This is a genomic window from Kitasatospora sp. NPDC056273 (assembly GCF_042268845.1).
In the GTDB taxonomy this organism is placed as follows: Bacteria; Actinomycetota; Actinomycetes; order Streptomycetales; family Streptomycetaceae; genus Kitasatospora.
Genome location: NZ_JBHJSJ010000018.1, coordinates 87539 through 103485, shown reverse-complemented (window position 1 = coordinate 103485; position 15947 = coordinate 87539). Strand labels below are relative to the sequence as shown.

Genomic DNA, 15947 nt, shown 5'->3' with positions numbered 1-15947 from the left:
TCGACGCCTTCGCGAGTGATCGAATCGGCCCAGCCTACGCCCGGACCGACGTGCCACCCGCTGACCCCAAGTGCTCTCCCGGATGGTGCAACCGGGGCGGCGCGGCCTCGCCGTGACCGCCGGGTGGTGGGGAGCTCACGGCCTTGGGAGCGACTGGGTTCGGGGCGTACCGGCCCGGCGGATCGGCCACCGGGTGACCGGCAGGTGGCCCGTCGGGCGAGCACGAGTTCGGTGTTGGGCCTGCGGTGAACAGCATCACCGTCTCCGATGACCTTCTGGAACGCCACTTCGCCGCCTTCGAGGAACCCAACGGTGAGGGCGAGCGCGTCATCGTCCAGGAGTAGCTCCCCAGGCCGCTTCCCAGGGCTCGTCCGCGAGTTCGGCAGGCTCCAGCAAGCGTCGGGCGCAAGGAGAAGGAGGGTGAACTACCGCTGCTGTCGGACGACTGCGGTGCCGGCGCCCAAGTCGACACCCAGGCGAGGCGGGGCGCCGGCGTGGTCGTCGTCCCGTAGGACCAGTTGAGTCCGCCGCTGCTCGATCTGCACGCGCTTGTTGGCATTGAAGAAGGCGTGCAACTCCTCGGTCGCGGTGGCGCCAAGGCCGAGTCCGCTCCTTCGCGTCCGAGTGGTCAGACGGCGGCACAACCATCGCGGGCTGCCCGATCGCACCACGAGATGCCGGATCGAGGCCAGTGTGAAGGGCACGATCACCAGTACTGCCATGAGGAGCAGACCCGCCATCATCACCATGTCGGTCCAACGCGTGGAGGTGACACGTCCGTTCCTGGCCGTTGCCGCCGTCCACGGCGGCGGCCGACCGGGCTTGTCGCCCACCGGCGGCAACGGCTCCTGGGCGCTCAGCCGAGCAGGCCGCCCATGTGGCCGTCCTCGGCGAGCAGCCGCCAGGAGCAGCCGGGCGAGGCGAACGCCTCCGGGTCGACGGCCTCCACCAGCCGGTCCACCACCGCGCTCAGCAGTGCCTGCGGATCGAACACCGACCATGTCTCCCGGGCCCGGCCGTAGTCCCAGCGGTCCCATTCGGCGCGCAGCCGCTCGTACGTCCAGAGGGCGTAGAGCAGGGCGGACAGGTCGCGGTTGAGGTAGGCCTCGGGGTGGCCGTCGTCGTACCAGTCCGGCAGCTCCAGCCGGCCGGTGGCGCCGTCCAGGGCGATCGTGAGGTCGGTCGGCCAGTCCCCGAGGGCGAGGAAGTCCCGCTGGTACGGGCGTTCCTCCTCGCCGTCGAAGTACTCGGGGTAGGCCTCGCCCATGGTGACCAGCGGTTCCTCGCACACCCCGAACATCGCCCCGCCCAGCGGCAGGCCGACCTCGGTCAGCAGCCGCCGGGTCGGCTCGTGGACCAGGGCGGCGGGCAGCTCGGCGGGCCGGAAGCGGTGCACCCGGCCGGGGCCGCCGTCCTCGTCCGTCAGCGCGGCCAGCTCCGCCACCAGCTCCGGGGCTATCGCGTACGCGGGCCCGCCCGGACCGCCCGGCAGGGCGCCCCAGCCCAGCGCCCGCACCAGCAGCGCGGTGCCCCAGTGCGGGGGCGGTGCGGAGCCGTCGCCGAACAGGCCGGGATCGATCTCCCGCATCCGCCGTTCGGCCCCCGCCAGCACCTCGGCCAGGACGGCCGGTCCGCGCCGCCCGTCCAGCGCCTCCGGGCGCAGCGCCGCCTCGGCCACCGCGTCGACCTCGCGCACCAGGCCCGCGAGCGCGGTCAGGCCGGAGGCCAGCAGGTCGCGCCGCGGGCCGCCGTTGTCCAGGAACACCTCACCGGTCACCCCGTCCAGCAGCACCAGGCTGCCGCCGGCGGCGAACGGCGTGCAGTACTCCGTCTCCCCGAGGACGAACAGCCGCTCCGCCTCCGCCGGGAACGCCGTCAGCTCCCCGCCCCGGAGCGCCTCGAAGTCCAGGAACGCCCCGGCCGCAGGCAGCCCCTCCCGCACCAGGAACTCCCGGCTCCCCGCGTGCACCACCCCACCCGGCAGCTCCGCCACCCGCTCACACCTCACGTGCCCCCACCCTTTCCCGGCCTGCCCCGTGACCCACAGACCCTAGCGGTCCGGCCTGACAGTGCTGAGGTGTGCTGTGGGTGGGGGAGGTGTGCGGTGGCCCGCCCGGGTCACGGCAGCGCGACCTCGTCGACGTTCCAGTGTTCGGGCAGGTCCGCGTCGCAGAAGGCGCAGGCGTAGTGCTCCTCGCGGACGAGGTTGCAGTTGCCGCACCGCGGGCAGCGGCGGAAGACCGCGGCGTGGGTGAAGGCGCCGGGGTGCGGGAGTCCGACGAGGGTGAGGGCGGCGGCGACGGCGGGCCAGGAGGTGGTGTCGGGGCAGTAGCCGGTGGAATGGTTGCCGACCGTCTCGACCTCCCAGCCGTCCCGCGAACGCCGGAACCCGATCTCCCCGGCGCTCAGCACCAACTCCCCACCCGCGCAGGCCACATGCTCGCTACGGCGCGGAGCAAGCCGCAGTGTGCCGCCGAGGCCGACCACGAAGGTGAACGGCTCCGCGAGCTCCGCCGCCGTCCGCTCCGCCCGATCCTCCGCCCAGGCGGCGAACTCGCCTGCTGTCCGTACCGGTTGGCCGCATCCGGTGCCCGTCCCGCCGTCGTCCCCCGGCCACAGTTCCGGCGGTCCCACGTACCGGTACGCCCGTCCGAAGCCGTCCGCCGTCTCCGCCGCGACTCCCCGTTCGGCCAGCCGCACCCGCCAGTACGCCATCTCGACGGCCGTCCCGCTCAGGCCGAAGTCCCGCAGCTCGTCGAGGAGTTCCCGGGTCTGCCGGAGCGGGAGCCCCGAGCCCTCGCGGAGCACCCGCAGCGCGGCCAGGGTGGCCGCCGGGTCGGTGAGCGGTGCGGAGAGCCGGAGCCGGGCCGGTCCGTGGGTGGTCAGCAGCGCCTCGCGGATGTCCCGGGGTGCGGCCTCCTGGCCCCAGTCGCAGCAGACGGCTGCGCACTGGGGGCAGAACCGCTCGGCGTCCCACCGCAACTCCCGCCCGTGCAGCAGGGACTGGCCGACGCTGCGGACGGCGGTGCCCCCGCAGTCCGGGCACCGGACGGCCGTCCTCACACCCTGCCCCTCGTCTGTCACGCCGGATGCCCCCATGCCCCCATGCCCCCATGCCCCCATGCCCCCATGTGCCCATGCCCCCATGTGCCCGGCCCCTGCCCCCGATGTCCGACACCCTACGGCGCCCCGCACCCGCCACCCCGGGCCCGTAGAGTGCGGGGATGAAGCGCTATCTGCTGACCGGTACCCCGGGGGCCGGGAAGACGGCGGTCCTGCGGTGGTTGGAGTGCGCGGGCTACCCGGTGGTAGAGGAGGCCGCCACGGACGTCATCGCGCTGCGGCAGGCCCAGGGCGTGCCGGAGCCGTGGACGGACCCGTCGTTCGTGGACGCGGTGGTCGCCCTGCAGAGGCAGCGGCAGGAGGGGGCCGTCGGCGGGCCGGGGGAGGTGCGGTTCTTCGACCGCTCGCCGGTGTGCACGTACGCCCTGGCGGTGTACCTCGGTCATCCCGTGACCCCTTTCCTCGCCCGGGAGTTGAATCGCATCCGGGCGGAGGAGGTGTACGAACGCGAGGTGTTCTTCGTGGAGAGCCCGGGCTTCGTCACCCCGACCGAGGCGCGGCGCATCTCGTACGAGGAGTCGTTGCGGTTCGAGCGGATCCACCGGGAGGCCTATGCCGGGTTCGGGTACGTGTGCGTCCCGATCGCCCCGGGGCCGCTCGCCGACCGGGCGGCGGCCGTCGTGCGGCACGTCGGCGCGCCCGCCCGGTACGGAAGCTGAGATCCCCGGCCGCTCCTCCGCCCTCCCCGCGCTCTCGGGCTCAGGCGATGCTGCCGTCCTCCCGGCGCTCTCCGGCTCAGGCGAGGCCGCCGGCCTCCCGGGCCGCCCGCTCCACGCGGTCGTGGTGGGCCCGCCACCAGTCGGTGTCGCCGGGGGCGGTGTTGGCGCCGTCGGAGCGCTGGCCGGTGGCGCCGTCGACGAGTTCGCGGACCAGGTCGGCGTGGCCGACGTGGCGGTGGGTCTCGGCGATCATGTGGACGAGTACCCGGTGCAGGGTCTGCTCGTGGCGGGCGCCGAACGGCACCTTGCCGACGGCGTCCAGCGGCAGGGCCTCGATGGTGGCGTCGGAGTGCGCCCAGACCCGCCGGTAGCGCCCGACGACCTCCTCGGTGCTCTCGTCCGCCCGCGCCCACAGGTCGCCGTTCGGCTCGGTCTGGCCGGTGATCCACACCGGGGCCGGCTCGGGGAAGGGGCGGCCGAAGGTGTCGCCGAAGTACAGCGCCTCGGCGCCGGTGACGTGCTTGACCAGGCCCAGCAGGTTGGTTCCGGTGGGGGTGAGCGGGCGGCGCAGGTCGTACTCGGAGAGGCCTTCGAGCTTCCAGAGCAGGGCGTCGCGGGCGTCCTGGATGTAGATCCGGAGGTCGTTCTTGTCATCTGCAGTGGTCATGGGATCAGTCTGTTGATCGCATGATGCCTGTCCATTGATTTCCGGTCCCACCCGCCCCGACTAGGCGTCAACCTGTGCCACGATCAAGCCTGTTCACCCGAAACAGACCTGTGAGGAGCAGCCATGACCGGCGACGCCTGGTCCTGGGACGAGACGCTGTTCGCCGGAACGGCCGCCCACTACACCCGGGGCAGGCTCCCGTACGCCCCCGGACTGGCGGAGGCGCTGGCCGGGGCGCTGGGGCTCGACGGGCGGGGGCGGCTGCTCGACGTGGGGTGCGGGCCGGGCACGCTGGCGCTGGGGCTGGCCCACCTGTTCGGCGAGGTCGTCGGGGTGGACCCGGACGCCGGGATGATCGCCGAGGCGCGCCGCGTGGGCGCCGAGGAGCCCAAGGCCACCTGGGTGCGGGCCAGGGCCGAGGAACTGCCGCCGGGCCTCGGCACCTTCACACTGGCGGTCTTCGGCCAGTCCTTCCACTGGATGGACCGCGACCTGGTGGCGGCGACCGTACGGCGCATGCTGCGGCCCGGCGGTGCCCTGGCGCACGTCTCGGACCTGAAGGGCGAACCGCGTCCCACCGAGGGGCTGCCGCACCCGCCGGTCCCGTACGCCGCGATCGACGGGCTGGTCCGGCGCTACCTCGGCCCGGTCCGCCGCGCCGGGCAGGGGCTGCTGCCGCACGGCACGCCGGGCGACGAGGCCGCCGTCCTCGCCCGGGCGGGCTTCGCCGGCCCGCAGCGGATCGTCGTCCCGGGCGGACGACCGCTGGAGCGCACGGCCGACGACGCGGTCGCGGGCGTCTTCGCGCTCTCCTCCTCGGCCCCGCACCTCTTCGCCGATCGCCGTCCGGCCTTCGAGGCGGACCTCCGCCTCCTCCTCGCCCGGACCTCGCCGTCGGGGCTCTTCTCGGAGCGGCAGCCGAGCAGCGAGGTGTTCATCTGGCGCACCACGGAAGAGCGTTGACGGTCCGGGGCCGTCAACGCTCCCACCGGGGAGGATGGAGAGGAGGAGTGGAGAGCGGTCAGCGGACCACGTCGAGGACCTGCTTCTGGATGCCGTTCCCGTAGGCCCCGTACTCGACCAGCTTCAGCTTCTGGGCGTCCTTGTCCGTCGTGCTGAACAGGCGCTTGCCGGCGCCGAGCAGCAGCGGGAAGACGAGCAGGTGGTAGCGGTCGATCAGGCCGGCGTCCGAGAGGGCGTGGTTCAGGGTGGCGCTGCCGTGGACGATGATCGGGCCGCCCTCGGTCTCCTTCAGCGCGGCGACCTCGTCGAGCGAGCGCAGGATGCTGGTCTCACCCCAGTTCGACACCAGGTCGGTCTCGGTGAGGGTGGTGGAGACGACGTACTTCGGCAGCGTCTTGTAGTGGGCGAACTCCGCCATGTCCGGCCACACCGGGCTGAACGCCTGGTAGCTGGCCCGGCCGAGCAGCATCGCGGTGGCCTCCTCCTGCTCCCGCCCCTTGATCTCGAACGCCTCGGGGAGGAACTCGATGTCCTTGAAGGTCCAGCCGGAGTTGCGGTAGCCGGGTTCGCCGCCGGGGCCTTCGACGACGCCGTCGAGCGAGATGAAGGCGGTGCTGATCAGGGTGCGCATGGGTGGTACCTCGGTTCTCGTGCGGTTCTGCTTCTGTCGGGTCTGAAGGAGCTCTGAAGGTCTGATGGCCCGAAGGTCCGAAGGTCCGAAAGGTCAGGCGAGGGCGCCGGTCAGCCACCGCTGCCAGGCGGCCTCGGCCCCGGCCCCGGTCCCGGCTTCACCCCCGGCCCCGCCCGGCGTCGGGCCGAAGAGGTGGTGGAATATCAGCACCAGGCCGGAGCCGTGGTGGAAGGTGTAGAGCCCGTCGGCAGTGCGGACCTCGAAGCGCTCGTCGTCCGCCCAGACCACCTCGCCGTCCAGCGGCGGCAGGCCCGCCGGTTCGCCGTGGACCCGGGTGCCCGCGGCGACCGGGTGCGGCAGCGACAGGGCGCGGGCGAGGAGGGCCCGGACCTCCGGTTCCGTCCGGCCGACCGACGGTGCGGCGGCGAAGACGGGGACGGCGGTGCGGCCGGGGAAGTGGGTGAGGTACTCGCGGAGCGTGTGGAGGTGGAAGGGCCAGCCGCGGCGCAGCGCGTCGTACTCGTCCTGCCAGTCGTCGCCGAGCAGGCCGCTGTGGACGACGCGGAGCACGGTGGCGCCGCCGTCCCGGCCCTCGATCAGGTACTCGAAGGCCATGAACCGGCCGTCCTCGCCGGTGGCCGTACGGGTGGCCAGGCGTTTTCCGGGCTCGTAGGCGGTGACGACCGCCTCCGCGCGGTGGCCCCCGGTCTCCATGACGGCGGTGCCGCCCTCGCGCGGGTCCAGCTCGTTGCGGCCCATGAACCAGGAGTCGATCCCCGGTCCGGTGGCGATCGCCTCCCAGACCTGTTCCGGGCTCGCCGGCAGGGAGGTCTCCAGCTCGATCTCGAACGGGTGGGTCATCGTGGGTCCTCCTGGTCCGCCCGGGTGACGGCCTGTTCCGTGCCGGGTCCGTCCTGCTCCGCCCCGGTCACGTCCTGCTCCGCCCCGGGGCCGGGCTGGGCGGCGGGGATCTGGTGGAGTCCGACGATCACCCGGTGGCTGCGGCCCCCGGGGGCGGACTCGTCGTGGTAGCGGCTGACGAGGGTGGCCACGGACTGGGCCAGTTCCTCGGCGAAGGCGGCCCGGTCGGCGGCGGAGGCGAACCGCACCTGCGCGTCGATGCCGAAGCTGGCGACCCGCCGGCGGGCCCGGGAGGCGCCGGTCAGCAGGGCTCCGACCTCCTGCACCAGCCGGGAGCCGAGCGCCAGCAGCCAGCGGGCGGAGAGCTGGTCGGGGGAGCGGGCGGGGTCCGGGCTCACGGCGGCCAGGACGCTGGGGGAGATCACGTAGGAGGCCGCGGTGGCGCGGTACACCCGTTCGGTGACGTTGCCCTTGCGGCGCTCCTCGTCGAGTTCGACGAGGCCGTGCCGCTCCAGTTCCTTCAGGTGGTAGTTGACCTTCTGCCGGGGCAGGCCCAGCCGGGCGGCCAGCATGGCGGCCGAGGCGGGCTCGGTCAGGGCGGCGAGGAGGCGTGACCGCAGGGGGTCCAGCGAGGCCTCGGCCGCGGCGGGTTCTTCGATCACGGCGACTTCCAGCACCGTTCCAGCATCCATCCGACAAAAAAATTTGTCAAGGAAAGAAGGTTTGTCGGTAGTCCGGTCGGACGAACGGTGTCGCCCGTCCGGTGCCGGAGCCTCCGGCGGCCGCGCCGCGCCGCGATCCGCGCGGCCCCGCCGAGGCGGGACAGCGGAGAGTGACGGGTGGGGTGGACGGATCGGACTTGAATCTTTGCGAACGAATGTTCGATCCTGGGGGTGTGCCCGTTTTCGAACCTTTTTTCGAATCCACCGCCGAGCAGACCGCACGCCCCGTGCTCCGCCCGGTGGCGTCCCCGGCTGCCGTGCCGGGAAAACGGGGGCAACAGGGGGAGGGCGGGGAGCAGAGGGAGGGGTGGGGGCTGCTGCCGGTGCCGTCCGCCCTCCGGGAGGTGCTGCCTGAGGCCGGGCTGCGCCGGGGGACGGCGGTGTCGGTGGCGGGCGGGGACACCGGGCTGCTGCTGGCGCTCGCTGCCGGGGTGAAGGAGACCGGGGGCGGCTGGGCCGCGGCGGTCGGACTGCCGGACCTGGGACTGGCCGCCGCCGAGGGGTACGGGCTGGACCTGCGCCGGCTGCTGGTCGCGGACGACCCGGGGCCGCACTGGGCCGAGGTGGTCTCGGTGCTGGCCGGCGCGGTCGAGCTGATCATGCTGCGCCCGGACGGGCCGGTGCCGCCGAAGCTGGCCGCCCGGCTGGCGGCGGTGCTGCGGCGCAGCGGCTGCGTGCTGCTGGTCGCCGGACCGTGGCCGGGCGCGGCACTGCGGCTGGCGGTGCGCTCCGGGCGCTGGTTCGGACTGGGCGACGGCCACGGACAACTCGTCGGCCGACAGGTGGAGGTGGTGGCCGAGGGCCGCGGCTCGGCGGTGCGCGGCCGGACGGCCCGGCTCTGGCTGCCGGACGAGTACGGCGCGGTGCGTCCGCTCCAGGAGCAGCCGCAGCCGGTGGCGGAACCCACGGTGATACCGGCGGCGGAGCCGATGGCACCCCGCGTGGCGGCGGTGGTCTGAGGTGACGGCCGAGACAGCGATGGCATCCGGGACGGCGGACGACAGGACCCCCCGGGTGCTGGTGGTCTGGTGCCCGGACTGGCCGGTGGTGGCCGTCACCGGCGACGACCCGGTCGCGGTGACCGAGGGCGGGCGGATCCTCGCCTGCTCGGAGGGCGCCCGGGCGGCCGGGGTGCGGCAGGGGCAGCGGCTCAAGCTGGCCCAACGGCTCTGCCCGGAGCTGGAGTTGCGCGACCGCGACCCGGAGGCGGAGACCCGCCGTTTCGAGCCGGTGGTCGCGGCGGTGGAGGCGTTCACGCCCCGGGTGGAGGTGATCCGCCCGGGCCTGTGCGCGATCCCGGTGAAGGGCCCGGGCCGCTACTTCGGCGGCGAGGAGGCGCTGGCCGCCAAGGTCGGCAGGGCGGTGGCGGACGCCCTCGGGCAGCCGCTCGTCCCGGACGCCGTTCCGGGCGCGCCGGCCGTCGAAGAGCGGCAGCCCACCACCCCTCCACCGGCCGCCACCGCCCCTCCATCGGCCACCACCGCCCCCCGGGCCCGGGTCGGTGTCGCCGACGGCCTGTTCGCCGCCGTGCTCGCCGCCCGGGCCGGGGTGCTGGTCCCGGCCGGACGGACGGCGGAGTTCCTCGCCCCGTACCCGGTGAGCGCGCTGGGCGACGAGGCGTTGGCCGAACTGCTCGGGCGGCTCGGCCTGCCCACCGTCGGGGCCTTCGCCGCGCTGCCGGCCGAGTCGGTCGCGGACCGCTTCGGCCCGTCCGGGACGGTCGCGCACCGGCTGGCCCGCGGCTTGCAGCCGCGTCCGCTGGTGCCCCGCGACGAGGAGCCGGACCTCGCCGTCGAGCAGCGCTTCGACCCGCCGGAGCCGTCGGCCGAACCGCTGGTGTTCGTCGCCCGCGCGCTGGCCGAGCAGCTGCACCAGCGGCTGGCCGGGGCCGGGCTGACCTGCCGCCGGGTGGCCGTCGAGGTGGCCTGCGCGGACGGCCGGACGGCCTCCCGGCTGTGGCGGCACGAGGGCCGGCTGTCCGCGACGGCGCTGGCCGAGCGGGTCCGCTGGCAGCTCCAGGCCTGGCAGGGCGCGGGCACCTTCACCGGCACCGGCACCGGCACCTTCACCGGCACAGGCGACGGCGACGGCAACGGCGGGGAGGACACCGGCTTCACCCTCCTCCGGCTCGCCCCCGACGGCCTCTCCCCGGACCAGGGCCGCCAGCTCGCGCTGTGGGGCCAGGCCGTCGCGGACGACCGGGTGGAGCGGGCGGTCGCCCGGGTGCAGGCGGTACTCGGCCACGCCGGGCTGCGCCGGATCGAGCCGGCCGGCGGGCGCGGCCCGGGCGAGCAGGCGGTGAAGGTGCCGTGGGGCGAGCCGTACGAGGCGGCGGTGCCATCCGACGCGCCGTGGCCGGGGCGGCTGCCGGAGGTGTGGCCCGCCGTGGTGCTGCGGGAGCCGGCGCCGGTGCGGGTGCTGGACGGGGCCGGGCGGCCGGTCACGGTGGACGGCCGGGCGGGGGTGTCGGCCCGGCCGGCCCTGGTCGTGGTCCGGGGCCGGGAGGAGCGGGTGGACGGCTGGACCGGGCCCTGGCCGGCGGTCGAGTACTGGTGGGACCAGTCGCTGGCCCGGCGCCGGGCACGGTTCCAGGTCGTGGTGGAGGGCGGCCGGGCGCTGCTGCTCACCGTGGAGGGGGGTGCCTGGTACCTGGAGGCCGGCTACGACTAGCGGCCCCGGCACCCGAACGGAGCAGGCCCGCAAGGGCAGGGCCGAAGGGAGCGGGCCGAGAAGGCCGAGGAGGCGAGCAGGGGGGGAGCAGGACGAGCACGAGAACGACGAAGGCAACCCCCGATGGGCTTCACCAGCCACCCCACGCTCCCCTGGAGCGAACTGCACCGCCGGCTGACCGGCGCGGCGCCGGACCGTACGGTCGTCCCGCTGCGCCGCCCCGCCCCGGCTCCCGAACGCGCCGCACCGGAGAAGCCCGCCGCACCGGAGCAGCCCGCCACCCCCTGGGCCGAACTGCACGTCCACTCCGCCTTCAGCTTCCTGGACGGCGCCAGCGACCCGGAGGACCTGGTCGCCGAGGCGGTCCGGCTCGGCGTGGAGACCCTCGCGATCACCGACCACGACGGCCTGTACGCCGCCGTCCGGCTCGCCGAGGCGGCCCGGGGCACGGGCCTGGCCACCGTGTTCGGCGCCGAGCTGACGATCCGCGACGGCGGGACGGGCCGCGACGGCGGGACGGGCCGAGACGGCGGGACGGAGGAGCACCTCCTGGTCCTCGCCCGCGACCCGGCCGGCTACCGCCGCCTCTCCGCCGCGATCGCCGCCGCCCAGCTGGCCGGCGGCGCCAAGGGCAACCCGGTGTACGACCTCGGGGCGCTCGCCGGGGCGCACGGCGGCCACTGGGCGGTGCTCACCGGCTGCCGCCTCGGCCGGGTCCCCGCCGCGCTCGCCGGGAGGAACGGCCCGGACCAGGGCGAGGCCGAGCGCCGGCTCCGCACCCTCGCCGAGGCGTTCGGCCCGGAGAACGTCCACGTCGAGCTGATCGACCAGTGGCTGCCCGGCGACGACCGGCGCAACGACGCCCTCGCCGCCCTCGCGGCGAAGGCGCGGCTCCCCGTCGTCGCCTCCACCAACGCCCACCACGCCGGCCCCGCCCAGGGCCGCCTCGCGCAGAGCCTCGCCGCCCTGCACGAGCGCCGCACCCTCCAGGACGCGGTCGGCTGGACCAGCGCGGCCGGCACCGCGCACCTGCGTTCGGGCCGGGAGATGGCCGGCCGGCTGGCCCGCTTCCCCGGGGTGCAGCGGGCCACCGCCGAACTCGGCCGGGCCTGCGCCTTCGACTTCGCCCGGCTGGACCCGGAGCTGCCCGGCTTCCCCGTCCCCGCGGGCGGGACCGAGATCGGCCACCTGCGCGCCCTGGTCGCGGCCGGCGGCCCGGCCCGCTTCGGCTCCGGCAACGCGGCCGCCCGCCGTCAGCTCGCCAAGGAGCTGGACGTGATCGAGGACCTCGACCTGGCCGGCTACTTCCTGATCGTGCACGACATCGTGGACTTCTGCCGGAGCCGGGACATCTGGTGCCAGGGCCGCGGCTCGGCCGCCAACTCGGCGGTCTGCTACGCCCTCGGGATCACCGCCGTCGACCCGGTGCACTACAAGCTGCTGTTCGAACGCTTCCTCTCCACCGCCCGGGACGGGCCGCCCGACATCGACCTGGACATCGAGAACCGCCGCCGCGAGGAGGTCATCCAGTACGTCTACGGCCGCTACGGGCGCGAGCACGCCGCCCAGGTCGCCAACGTGATCACCTACCGGCCCCGGCTGGCGATCCGCGACGCCGCCCGGGTGCTCGGCTACCCGCAGGGGCAGGTGGACGCGTTCAGCCGGCAGACCGACTTCCGCTCCGCCCCCGGCGCGGACGCCGTCATCCCCGCCGACGTGCTCCGACTCGCCGCCCAGCTCCACGGTCTGCCCCGCCACCTGGGCATCCACTCGGGCGGCATGGTGCTCACCAAGGAGCCGATCGGCGAGATCTGCCCCACCGAGTGGGCCCGGATGCCCGGGCGCTCCGTGCTCCAGTGGGACAAGGAGTCCACCGCCGGCGCCGGGCTGGTGAAGATCGACCTGCTCGGCCTGGGCATGCTCGCCGCCCTGCACGACGCCTGCGACCTGGTCGCGGAGCACCACGGCCTGCGCTACGACCTGGCCACCATCCCGGACGACGACAAGGGCGTGTACGCGATGCTGCGCCGGGCGGACACCGTCGGGGTGTTCCAGGTCGAGTCCCGGGCCCAGATGGCGACTCTGCCCCGGCTCAAGCCGGACCACTTCTATGACCTGGTGGTCGAGGTGGCGCTGATCCGCCCCGGCCCGATCCAGGGCGGCTCCGTCCACCCGTACCTGCGCCGCCGCGCCGGGGCGGAACCGCCCGGCTGCCCGCACCCGCTGATGGAGAACGCCCTCGGCAAGACCCTCGGGGTGCCGCTGTTCCAGGAGCAGATGATGCAACTCGCCATCGACTGCGCCGGGTTCACCCCGGAGGAGGCCGACCGGCTGCGCCAGGCGATGGGCGCCAAGCGTTCGCACGAGCGGGTCGCCCGGCTGCGCGAGCGGCTGCTCACCGGGATGGCCGAGCGCGGCATCCCGGCCGAGGTGGCGGAGGACGTCTACGGCAAGATCGAGGCCTTCTCCAACTACGGCTTCCCGGAGAGCCACGCGATCAGCTTCGCCTACCTGGTGTACGCCAGCGCCTGGTTGAAGCACCACTTCCCGGCGGCCTTCACCTGCGCCCTGCTGGCCAACCAGCCGATGGGCTTCTACTCGCCGCTCAGCCTGGTCGCGGACGTCCGGCGGCACGGCGTGCGGGTGCGCGGGGTGGACGTCAACGCCAGCGGGGCGCGGCCCACCCTGGAGCCGTACCGGGGGCCGACCCCGAAACCGCCGCTGACCGCCGGGCGCCCGCAGCCGGCGATCCGGCTCGGCCTGGAGACGGTGCGCGGCATCGGCACCCCGCAGGCCGAGGCGATCGTGGCCGGGCAGCCGTACGCCGACCTGGAGGACTTCGCCCGCCGCACCGGCCTGCCCGGTCCCGCCCTGGAGGCGCTGGCGACGGCGGGGGCCTTCGACTGCTTCGAACTGACGAGGCGTCAGGCACTGTGGGCGGCAGGGGCGTTCGCCGGGATCTCGGATGGCCTGATCCCCGGCACCACCCCCGGGACCGAGGCGCCGGAGCTGCCCGGCATGAGCCCGGTCGAGGAGACCATCGCCGACCTGTGGGCCACCGGCACCTCGGCCACCAGCCACCCGCTCCAGCACCTGCGCGCCCACCTGGACCGCGGCGGCGCGCTCAGCGCCGCCCGACTCCCGGATGTGCCGCCGGGAACGGAGGTGGTGGTCGGCGGCCTGGTCACCCACCGGCAGCGGCCGCCGACGGCCGGCGGGGTGCTCTTCCTCAGTCTGGAGGACGAGACCGGGCTGATCAACGTGATCTGCAACCGCCCGGTCTGGGAGTCCCAGCGCCGCACCGCCCTGGATCGGGCCGGGCTGCTGGTGCACGGCCGCGTCGAGCGCGACCGGGGTGCGACCAACCTGGTCGCCACCCGGCTCACCCCGCTCCGGATCGGCCTCTGAGCGGGGCGGGCCGGCGTGTGCCTGTGAAGCGGCGCGCGTCGACGCGTCGGGGTACGGCTAGAAGGCGGGCTGGTCGCCGAGGTCGAAGATCCGCAGGTCGGTGAGGCGGACGGTGTACCAGACGTCCTGGCTGCCCCCGCCGCTCCAGAACTCGGTCAGCCGGACGGAGGCGTAGCCCTCCTCCTCCTTGACCTGCTGGGCCGACCAGCTCGCCGGGACGTTCTGCGCGCGGAACACCGGATCGGCGTCGTTCTGCATCGCCCACTGGTCCAGCCGGTAGTTCAGGTACGGGGAGAGGTACTGCTCGCGGACCTGCCGCGGGCTCTCGGTGCCGCCCCCGCCCTCCACGGCGTTGCGGTACGCCTCCAGGAAGGTGAGCACCTGCTGGGCGGCCGGGGTGGCCGCCCGGACCTGGGCCCCGGCGACCACGGGGGCGGGCGCCGCGACGGCGGCCTGGGCGGGGGTGGCGGCCAGGCCGCCGACGGCGAGCAGGGCGGCGGTGAAGGACAGTGCGGTGCGCATGGCACGTGTACGGATCATGCGGGCATTCCACCACCCCGGAAGGCCCCGGCCCATCGCCGGAAGGAGTGGTGTACCCGTACTGCCCAACAGATGTGACGATACGTCAGGAAGTGGGGTAGCCGATCTCCGCGAGGTCGACGGCGAGCTCCTCCTCGTCGATGTCCGGGTTGAGCGCCGCCAGCACGGCCGGGGTGAGCGGGCGCAGCGCCAGGACGTGCTCGATCGCGGCGAGGTCCAGCTCGTGCTCCGGCTCGAAGTACTCCGTGGCCCAGGCCCGGTACCCGGCGGCCGAGCCGTCCAGCAGCAGGTCGAAGAGGCCCTCCGCGCCCCGCTCGGCGGCAGCGCCCCGCCAGGCGCCGTCCTCGTGGGCGCGCCAGAAGCAGCGGGTGACCGTCGGCCCGTCCTCGTCCCCGAAGGCGGGCTCCTCGGCGAAGCGGCGGAACTCCTCGGGCACGGCCGCGAGCAGCTCCGGGGCGTTGGGCGCCTCGTGGTCGAAGCCGCGCCCGTAGGCGCCGACGGGGGAGAAGACCAGGCACCAGTCGTCGCCCTCGCCGTCGCGCATCGAGGCCAACTCCTCGCCCTCGTCCCAGGAGGCGTCGAAGGAGTGGTACCGCGCCTCCCAGTCGTCGGGGCTGAGGATCGCGTCGAGCGTGGCGAGGGCGCGGCAGCGGTCGCGCAGGTCGGGGATGGCGGGCAGTCGGTTGAGCAGGTCGTCCATGGGCGCCATTCAACCAACCCCGGCGGTCCGCCCGCGCCCCGGGCCGCCGTGCCTTGCCTGGTGCGCCGCCCTACGCCCCGGGCGGCCGCCCCTTGCCCGGCGCCCCGGCGAAGACCTGGGCGATCGGGAGCCAGGCGGTGGCGACGGGCCCGGTGGCGGTGAGGGCGAGGTCGTCCCGGTGCCGGCGCTGGGTCACCAGCAGGCAGAAGTCCAGGGCGGGGCCGGCCACCACGTCCCGCGCCCCGGCCGGGCCGATGGACCAGGACCCGCCGTCGGGCGCGGTCAGGTCTAGCCGGACCGGGCGCTCGGGCGCGGCCAGTCCGTGCAGGGTGAAGGCGAAGCCCAGGGTGCGCAGCCCCAGGTGGGCGATGTGCCGCAGCCGGTCGGTGGGCTCGCGGGCGGCGCCGAGCGCGTCCGCGACGTCCTGGCCGTGCGCCCAGGTCTCCATCAGCCGGGCGGTCGCCATCGAGGCGGGCTTCATCGGCGGGCCGAACCAGGGCAGCCGGACGTCGGCCGGGGCGGCGCCGAGCGCGGCCAGCACCTCCGCCCGCCCGGCCCGCCAGCGGGCGAGCAGCGCCGCGGGCCCGGCGGACAGTCCGGCGCGGGCGCCGTCCTCGACCGGGTCGGCGCCGGCCGCCAGCAGCTCGGTGAAGTGCCCGCCGAGCGAAGCGCCGAAGCCCTCCGGGTCGCGCGCGGCCAGGGCCGTCCAGTCGTCGGTCCAGGCCAGGTGGGCGATCTGGTGCGCCACCGTCCAGCCCTCGGCGGGGGTCGGGCGGGCCCACTCCTCGGCCGGCAGCCCGGCGACCAGGTCGTCCAGCACCGCGCTCTCGGCCCGCAGGTCCGCCAGCAGGCCGCCCAGCACGTCGCCCGGCGCGTTCGGCTCGGTCATCGGCTCCCTTTCCGGTCACGGCAGTTGCTACCCGCCGGTAGCGTACGGCCGCACACTACGCCCGGCCCGGCGGCGGCGTCCGCCACTCCACGAAACACGCACGTCAGGACTCTC

The 15947-nt window shown here is 74.9% G+C and carries 15 protein-coding genes; 5 read left to right on the top strand and 10 right to left on the bottom strand.

The genetic code is table 11. The annotated features are described in order from the left end of the window. Positions 1-425 precede the first annotated feature (425 nt). The 3 genes from ACFCY1_RS18495 to ACFCY1_RS18485 form a co-directional block, all read right to left on the bottom strand. Positions 426-833, bottom strand: coding sequence for a DUF6191 domain-containing protein (locus tag ACFCY1_RS18495; RefSeq protein WP_375875229.1), 408 nt, complete (start codon positions 831-833; stop codon positions 426-428). 23 nt (positions 834-856) lie between these two features. Beyond that, on the bottom strand, positions 857-1993 hold the full coding sequence (locus tag ACFCY1_RS18490; protein WP_074002256.1) for an SUKH-4 family immunity protein: 1137 nt from the start codon (positions 1991-1993) through the stop codon (positions 857-859). Between the two features lie 125 nt (positions 1994-2118). Further along, on the bottom strand, positions 2119-3063 hold the full coding sequence (locus ACFCY1_RS18485; RefSeq protein WP_375875228.1) for a hypothetical protein: 945 nt from the start codon (positions 3061-3063) through the stop codon (positions 2119-2121). Positions 3064-3224: 161 nt separating this feature from the next. Between ACFCY1_RS18485 and ACFCY1_RS18480 the strand changes: the two genes are divergently transcribed. Beyond that, entirely contained in the window at positions 3225-3782 is a 558-nt protein-coding gene (locus ACFCY1_RS18480) for an ATP-binding protein (protein ID WP_375875227.1), read from the top strand. Between the two features lie 76 nt (positions 3783-3858). Here the strand turns inward: ACFCY1_RS18480 and ACFCY1_RS18475 are convergent, their stop codons facing one another. After that, entirely contained in the window at positions 3859-4449 is a 591-nt protein-coding gene (locus ACFCY1_RS18475) for a DinB family protein (protein WP_049653774.1), read from the bottom strand. Between the two features lie 123 nt (positions 4450-4572). Here ACFCY1_RS18475 and ACFCY1_RS18470 point away from each other — a divergent pair, with 123 nt between their 5' ends. Further along, a complete protein-coding gene (locus ACFCY1_RS18470) occupies positions 4573-5412 on the top strand; it encodes a class I SAM-dependent methyltransferase (protein WP_375875226.1) in 840 nt (279 codons plus the stop codon). A 58-nt stretch (positions 5413-5470) separates the two neighbouring features. Here ACFCY1_RS18470 and ACFCY1_RS18465 read toward each other — a convergent pair whose 3' ends face one another. From ACFCY1_RS18465 to ACFCY1_RS18455, 3 genes are all read right to left on the bottom strand, one after another. Continuing rightward, positions 5471-6043: a dihydrofolate reductase family protein gene (locus tag ACFCY1_RS18465; RefSeq protein WP_375875225.1), complete on the bottom strand. Its 573-nt coding sequence runs from the start codon at positions 6041-6043 to the stop codon at positions 5471-5473. Between the two features lie 93 nt (positions 6044-6136). After that, complete coding sequence (locus tag ACFCY1_RS18460) at positions 6137-6904, bottom strand: SRPBCC domain-containing protein (protein WP_375875224.1); 768 nt, start codon at positions 6902-6904, stop codon at positions 6137-6139. Then, complete coding sequence (locus tag ACFCY1_RS18455; protein WP_117487261.1) at positions 6901-7581, bottom strand: helix-turn-helix domain-containing protein; 681 nt, start codon at positions 7579-7581, stop codon at positions 6901-6903. The genes ACFCY1_RS18460 and ACFCY1_RS18455 overlap by 4 nt, the downstream gene beginning before the upstream one ends. A 368-nt stretch (positions 7582-7949) precedes the next feature. Here ACFCY1_RS18455 and ACFCY1_RS18450 point away from each other — a divergent pair, with 368 nt between their 5' ends. The 3 genes from ACFCY1_RS18450 (at position 7950) to ACFCY1_RS18440 (ending at position 13704) form a co-directional block, all read left to right on the top strand. Further along, positions 7950-8585 carry a hypothetical protein gene (locus tag ACFCY1_RS18450; RefSeq protein WP_079272076.1) on the top strand — a complete coding sequence of 212 codons (636 nt, stop codon included), beginning with the start codon at positions 7950-7952 and terminating at the stop codon, positions 8583-8585. A 1-nt stretch (position 8586) separates the two neighbouring features. Next, a complete protein-coding gene (locus tag ACFCY1_RS18445; protein ID WP_375875223.1) occupies positions 8587-10296 on the top strand; it encodes a DNA polymerase Y family protein in 1710 nt (569 codons plus the stop codon). Between the two features lie 123 nt (positions 10297-10419). Continuing rightward, a complete protein-coding gene (locus ACFCY1_RS18440; protein WP_375875222.1) occupies positions 10420-13704 on the top strand; it encodes an error-prone DNA polymerase in 3285 nt (1094 codons plus the stop codon). A 57-nt stretch (positions 13705-13761) separates the two neighbouring features. Here the strand turns inward: ACFCY1_RS18440 and ACFCY1_RS18435 are convergent, their stop codons facing one another. From ACFCY1_RS18435 to ACFCY1_RS18425, 3 genes are all read right to left on the bottom strand, one after another. Continuing rightward, complete coding sequence (locus tag ACFCY1_RS18435; RefSeq protein ID WP_375875221.1) at positions 13762-14244, bottom strand: hypothetical protein; 483 nt, start codon at positions 14242-14244, stop codon at positions 13762-13764. An 85-nt stretch (positions 14245-14329) separates the two neighbouring features. Then, a complete protein-coding gene (locus tag ACFCY1_RS18430) occupies positions 14330-14944 on the bottom strand; it encodes a hypothetical protein (protein WP_234348643.1) in 615 nt (204 codons plus the stop codon). Between the two features lie 70 nt (positions 14945-15014). After that, positions 15015-15833 carry a TIGR03084 family metal-binding protein gene (locus ACFCY1_RS18425; protein ID WP_375875220.1) on the bottom strand — a complete coding sequence of 273 codons (819 nt, stop codon included), beginning with the start codon at positions 15831-15833 and terminating at the stop codon, positions 15015-15017. Positions 15834-15947 lie beyond the last annotated feature (114 nt).

What these genes read in the sequence shown, in the direction of transcription:
- ACFCY1_RS18480 (WP_375875227.1), top strand. Translation starts at nt 3,225, where the DNA reads ATGAAGCGCTATCTGCTGACCGGTACCCCGGGGGCCGGGAAGACGGCG.
- ACFCY1_RS18475 (WP_049653774.1), bottom strand. Translation starts at nt 4,449, where the DNA reads ATGACCACTGCAGATGACAAGAACGACCTCCGGATCTACATCCAGGAC.
- ACFCY1_RS18470 (WP_375875226.1), top strand. Translation starts at nt 4,573, where the DNA reads ATGACCGGCGACGCCTGGTCCTGGGACGAGACGCTGTTCGCCGGAACG.
- ACFCY1_RS18465 (WP_375875225.1), bottom strand. Translation starts at nt 6,043, where the DNA reads ATGCGCACCCTGATCAGCACCGCCTTCATCTCGCTCGACGGCGTCGTC.
- ACFCY1_RS18460 (WP_375875224.1), bottom strand. Translation starts at nt 6,904, where the DNA reads ATGACCCACCCGTTCGAGATCGAGCTGGAGACCTCCCTGCCGGCGAGC.
- ACFCY1_RS18440 (WP_375875222.1), top strand. Translation starts at nt 10,420, where the DNA reads ATGGGCTTCACCAGCCACCCCACGCTCCCCTGGAGCGAACTGCACCGC.
- ACFCY1_RS18435 (WP_375875221.1), bottom strand. Translation starts at nt 14,244, where the DNA reads ATGATCCGTACACGTGCCATGCGCACCGCACTGTCCTTCACCGCCGCC.
- ACFCY1_RS18430 (WP_234348643.1), bottom strand. Translation starts at nt 14,944, where the DNA reads ATGGACGACCTGCTCAACCGACTGCCCGCCATCCCCGACCTGCGCGAC.
- ACFCY1_RS18425 (WP_375875220.1), bottom strand. Translation starts at nt 15,833, where the DNA reads ATGACCGAGCCGAACGCGCCGGGCGACGTGCTGGGCGGCCTGCTGGCG.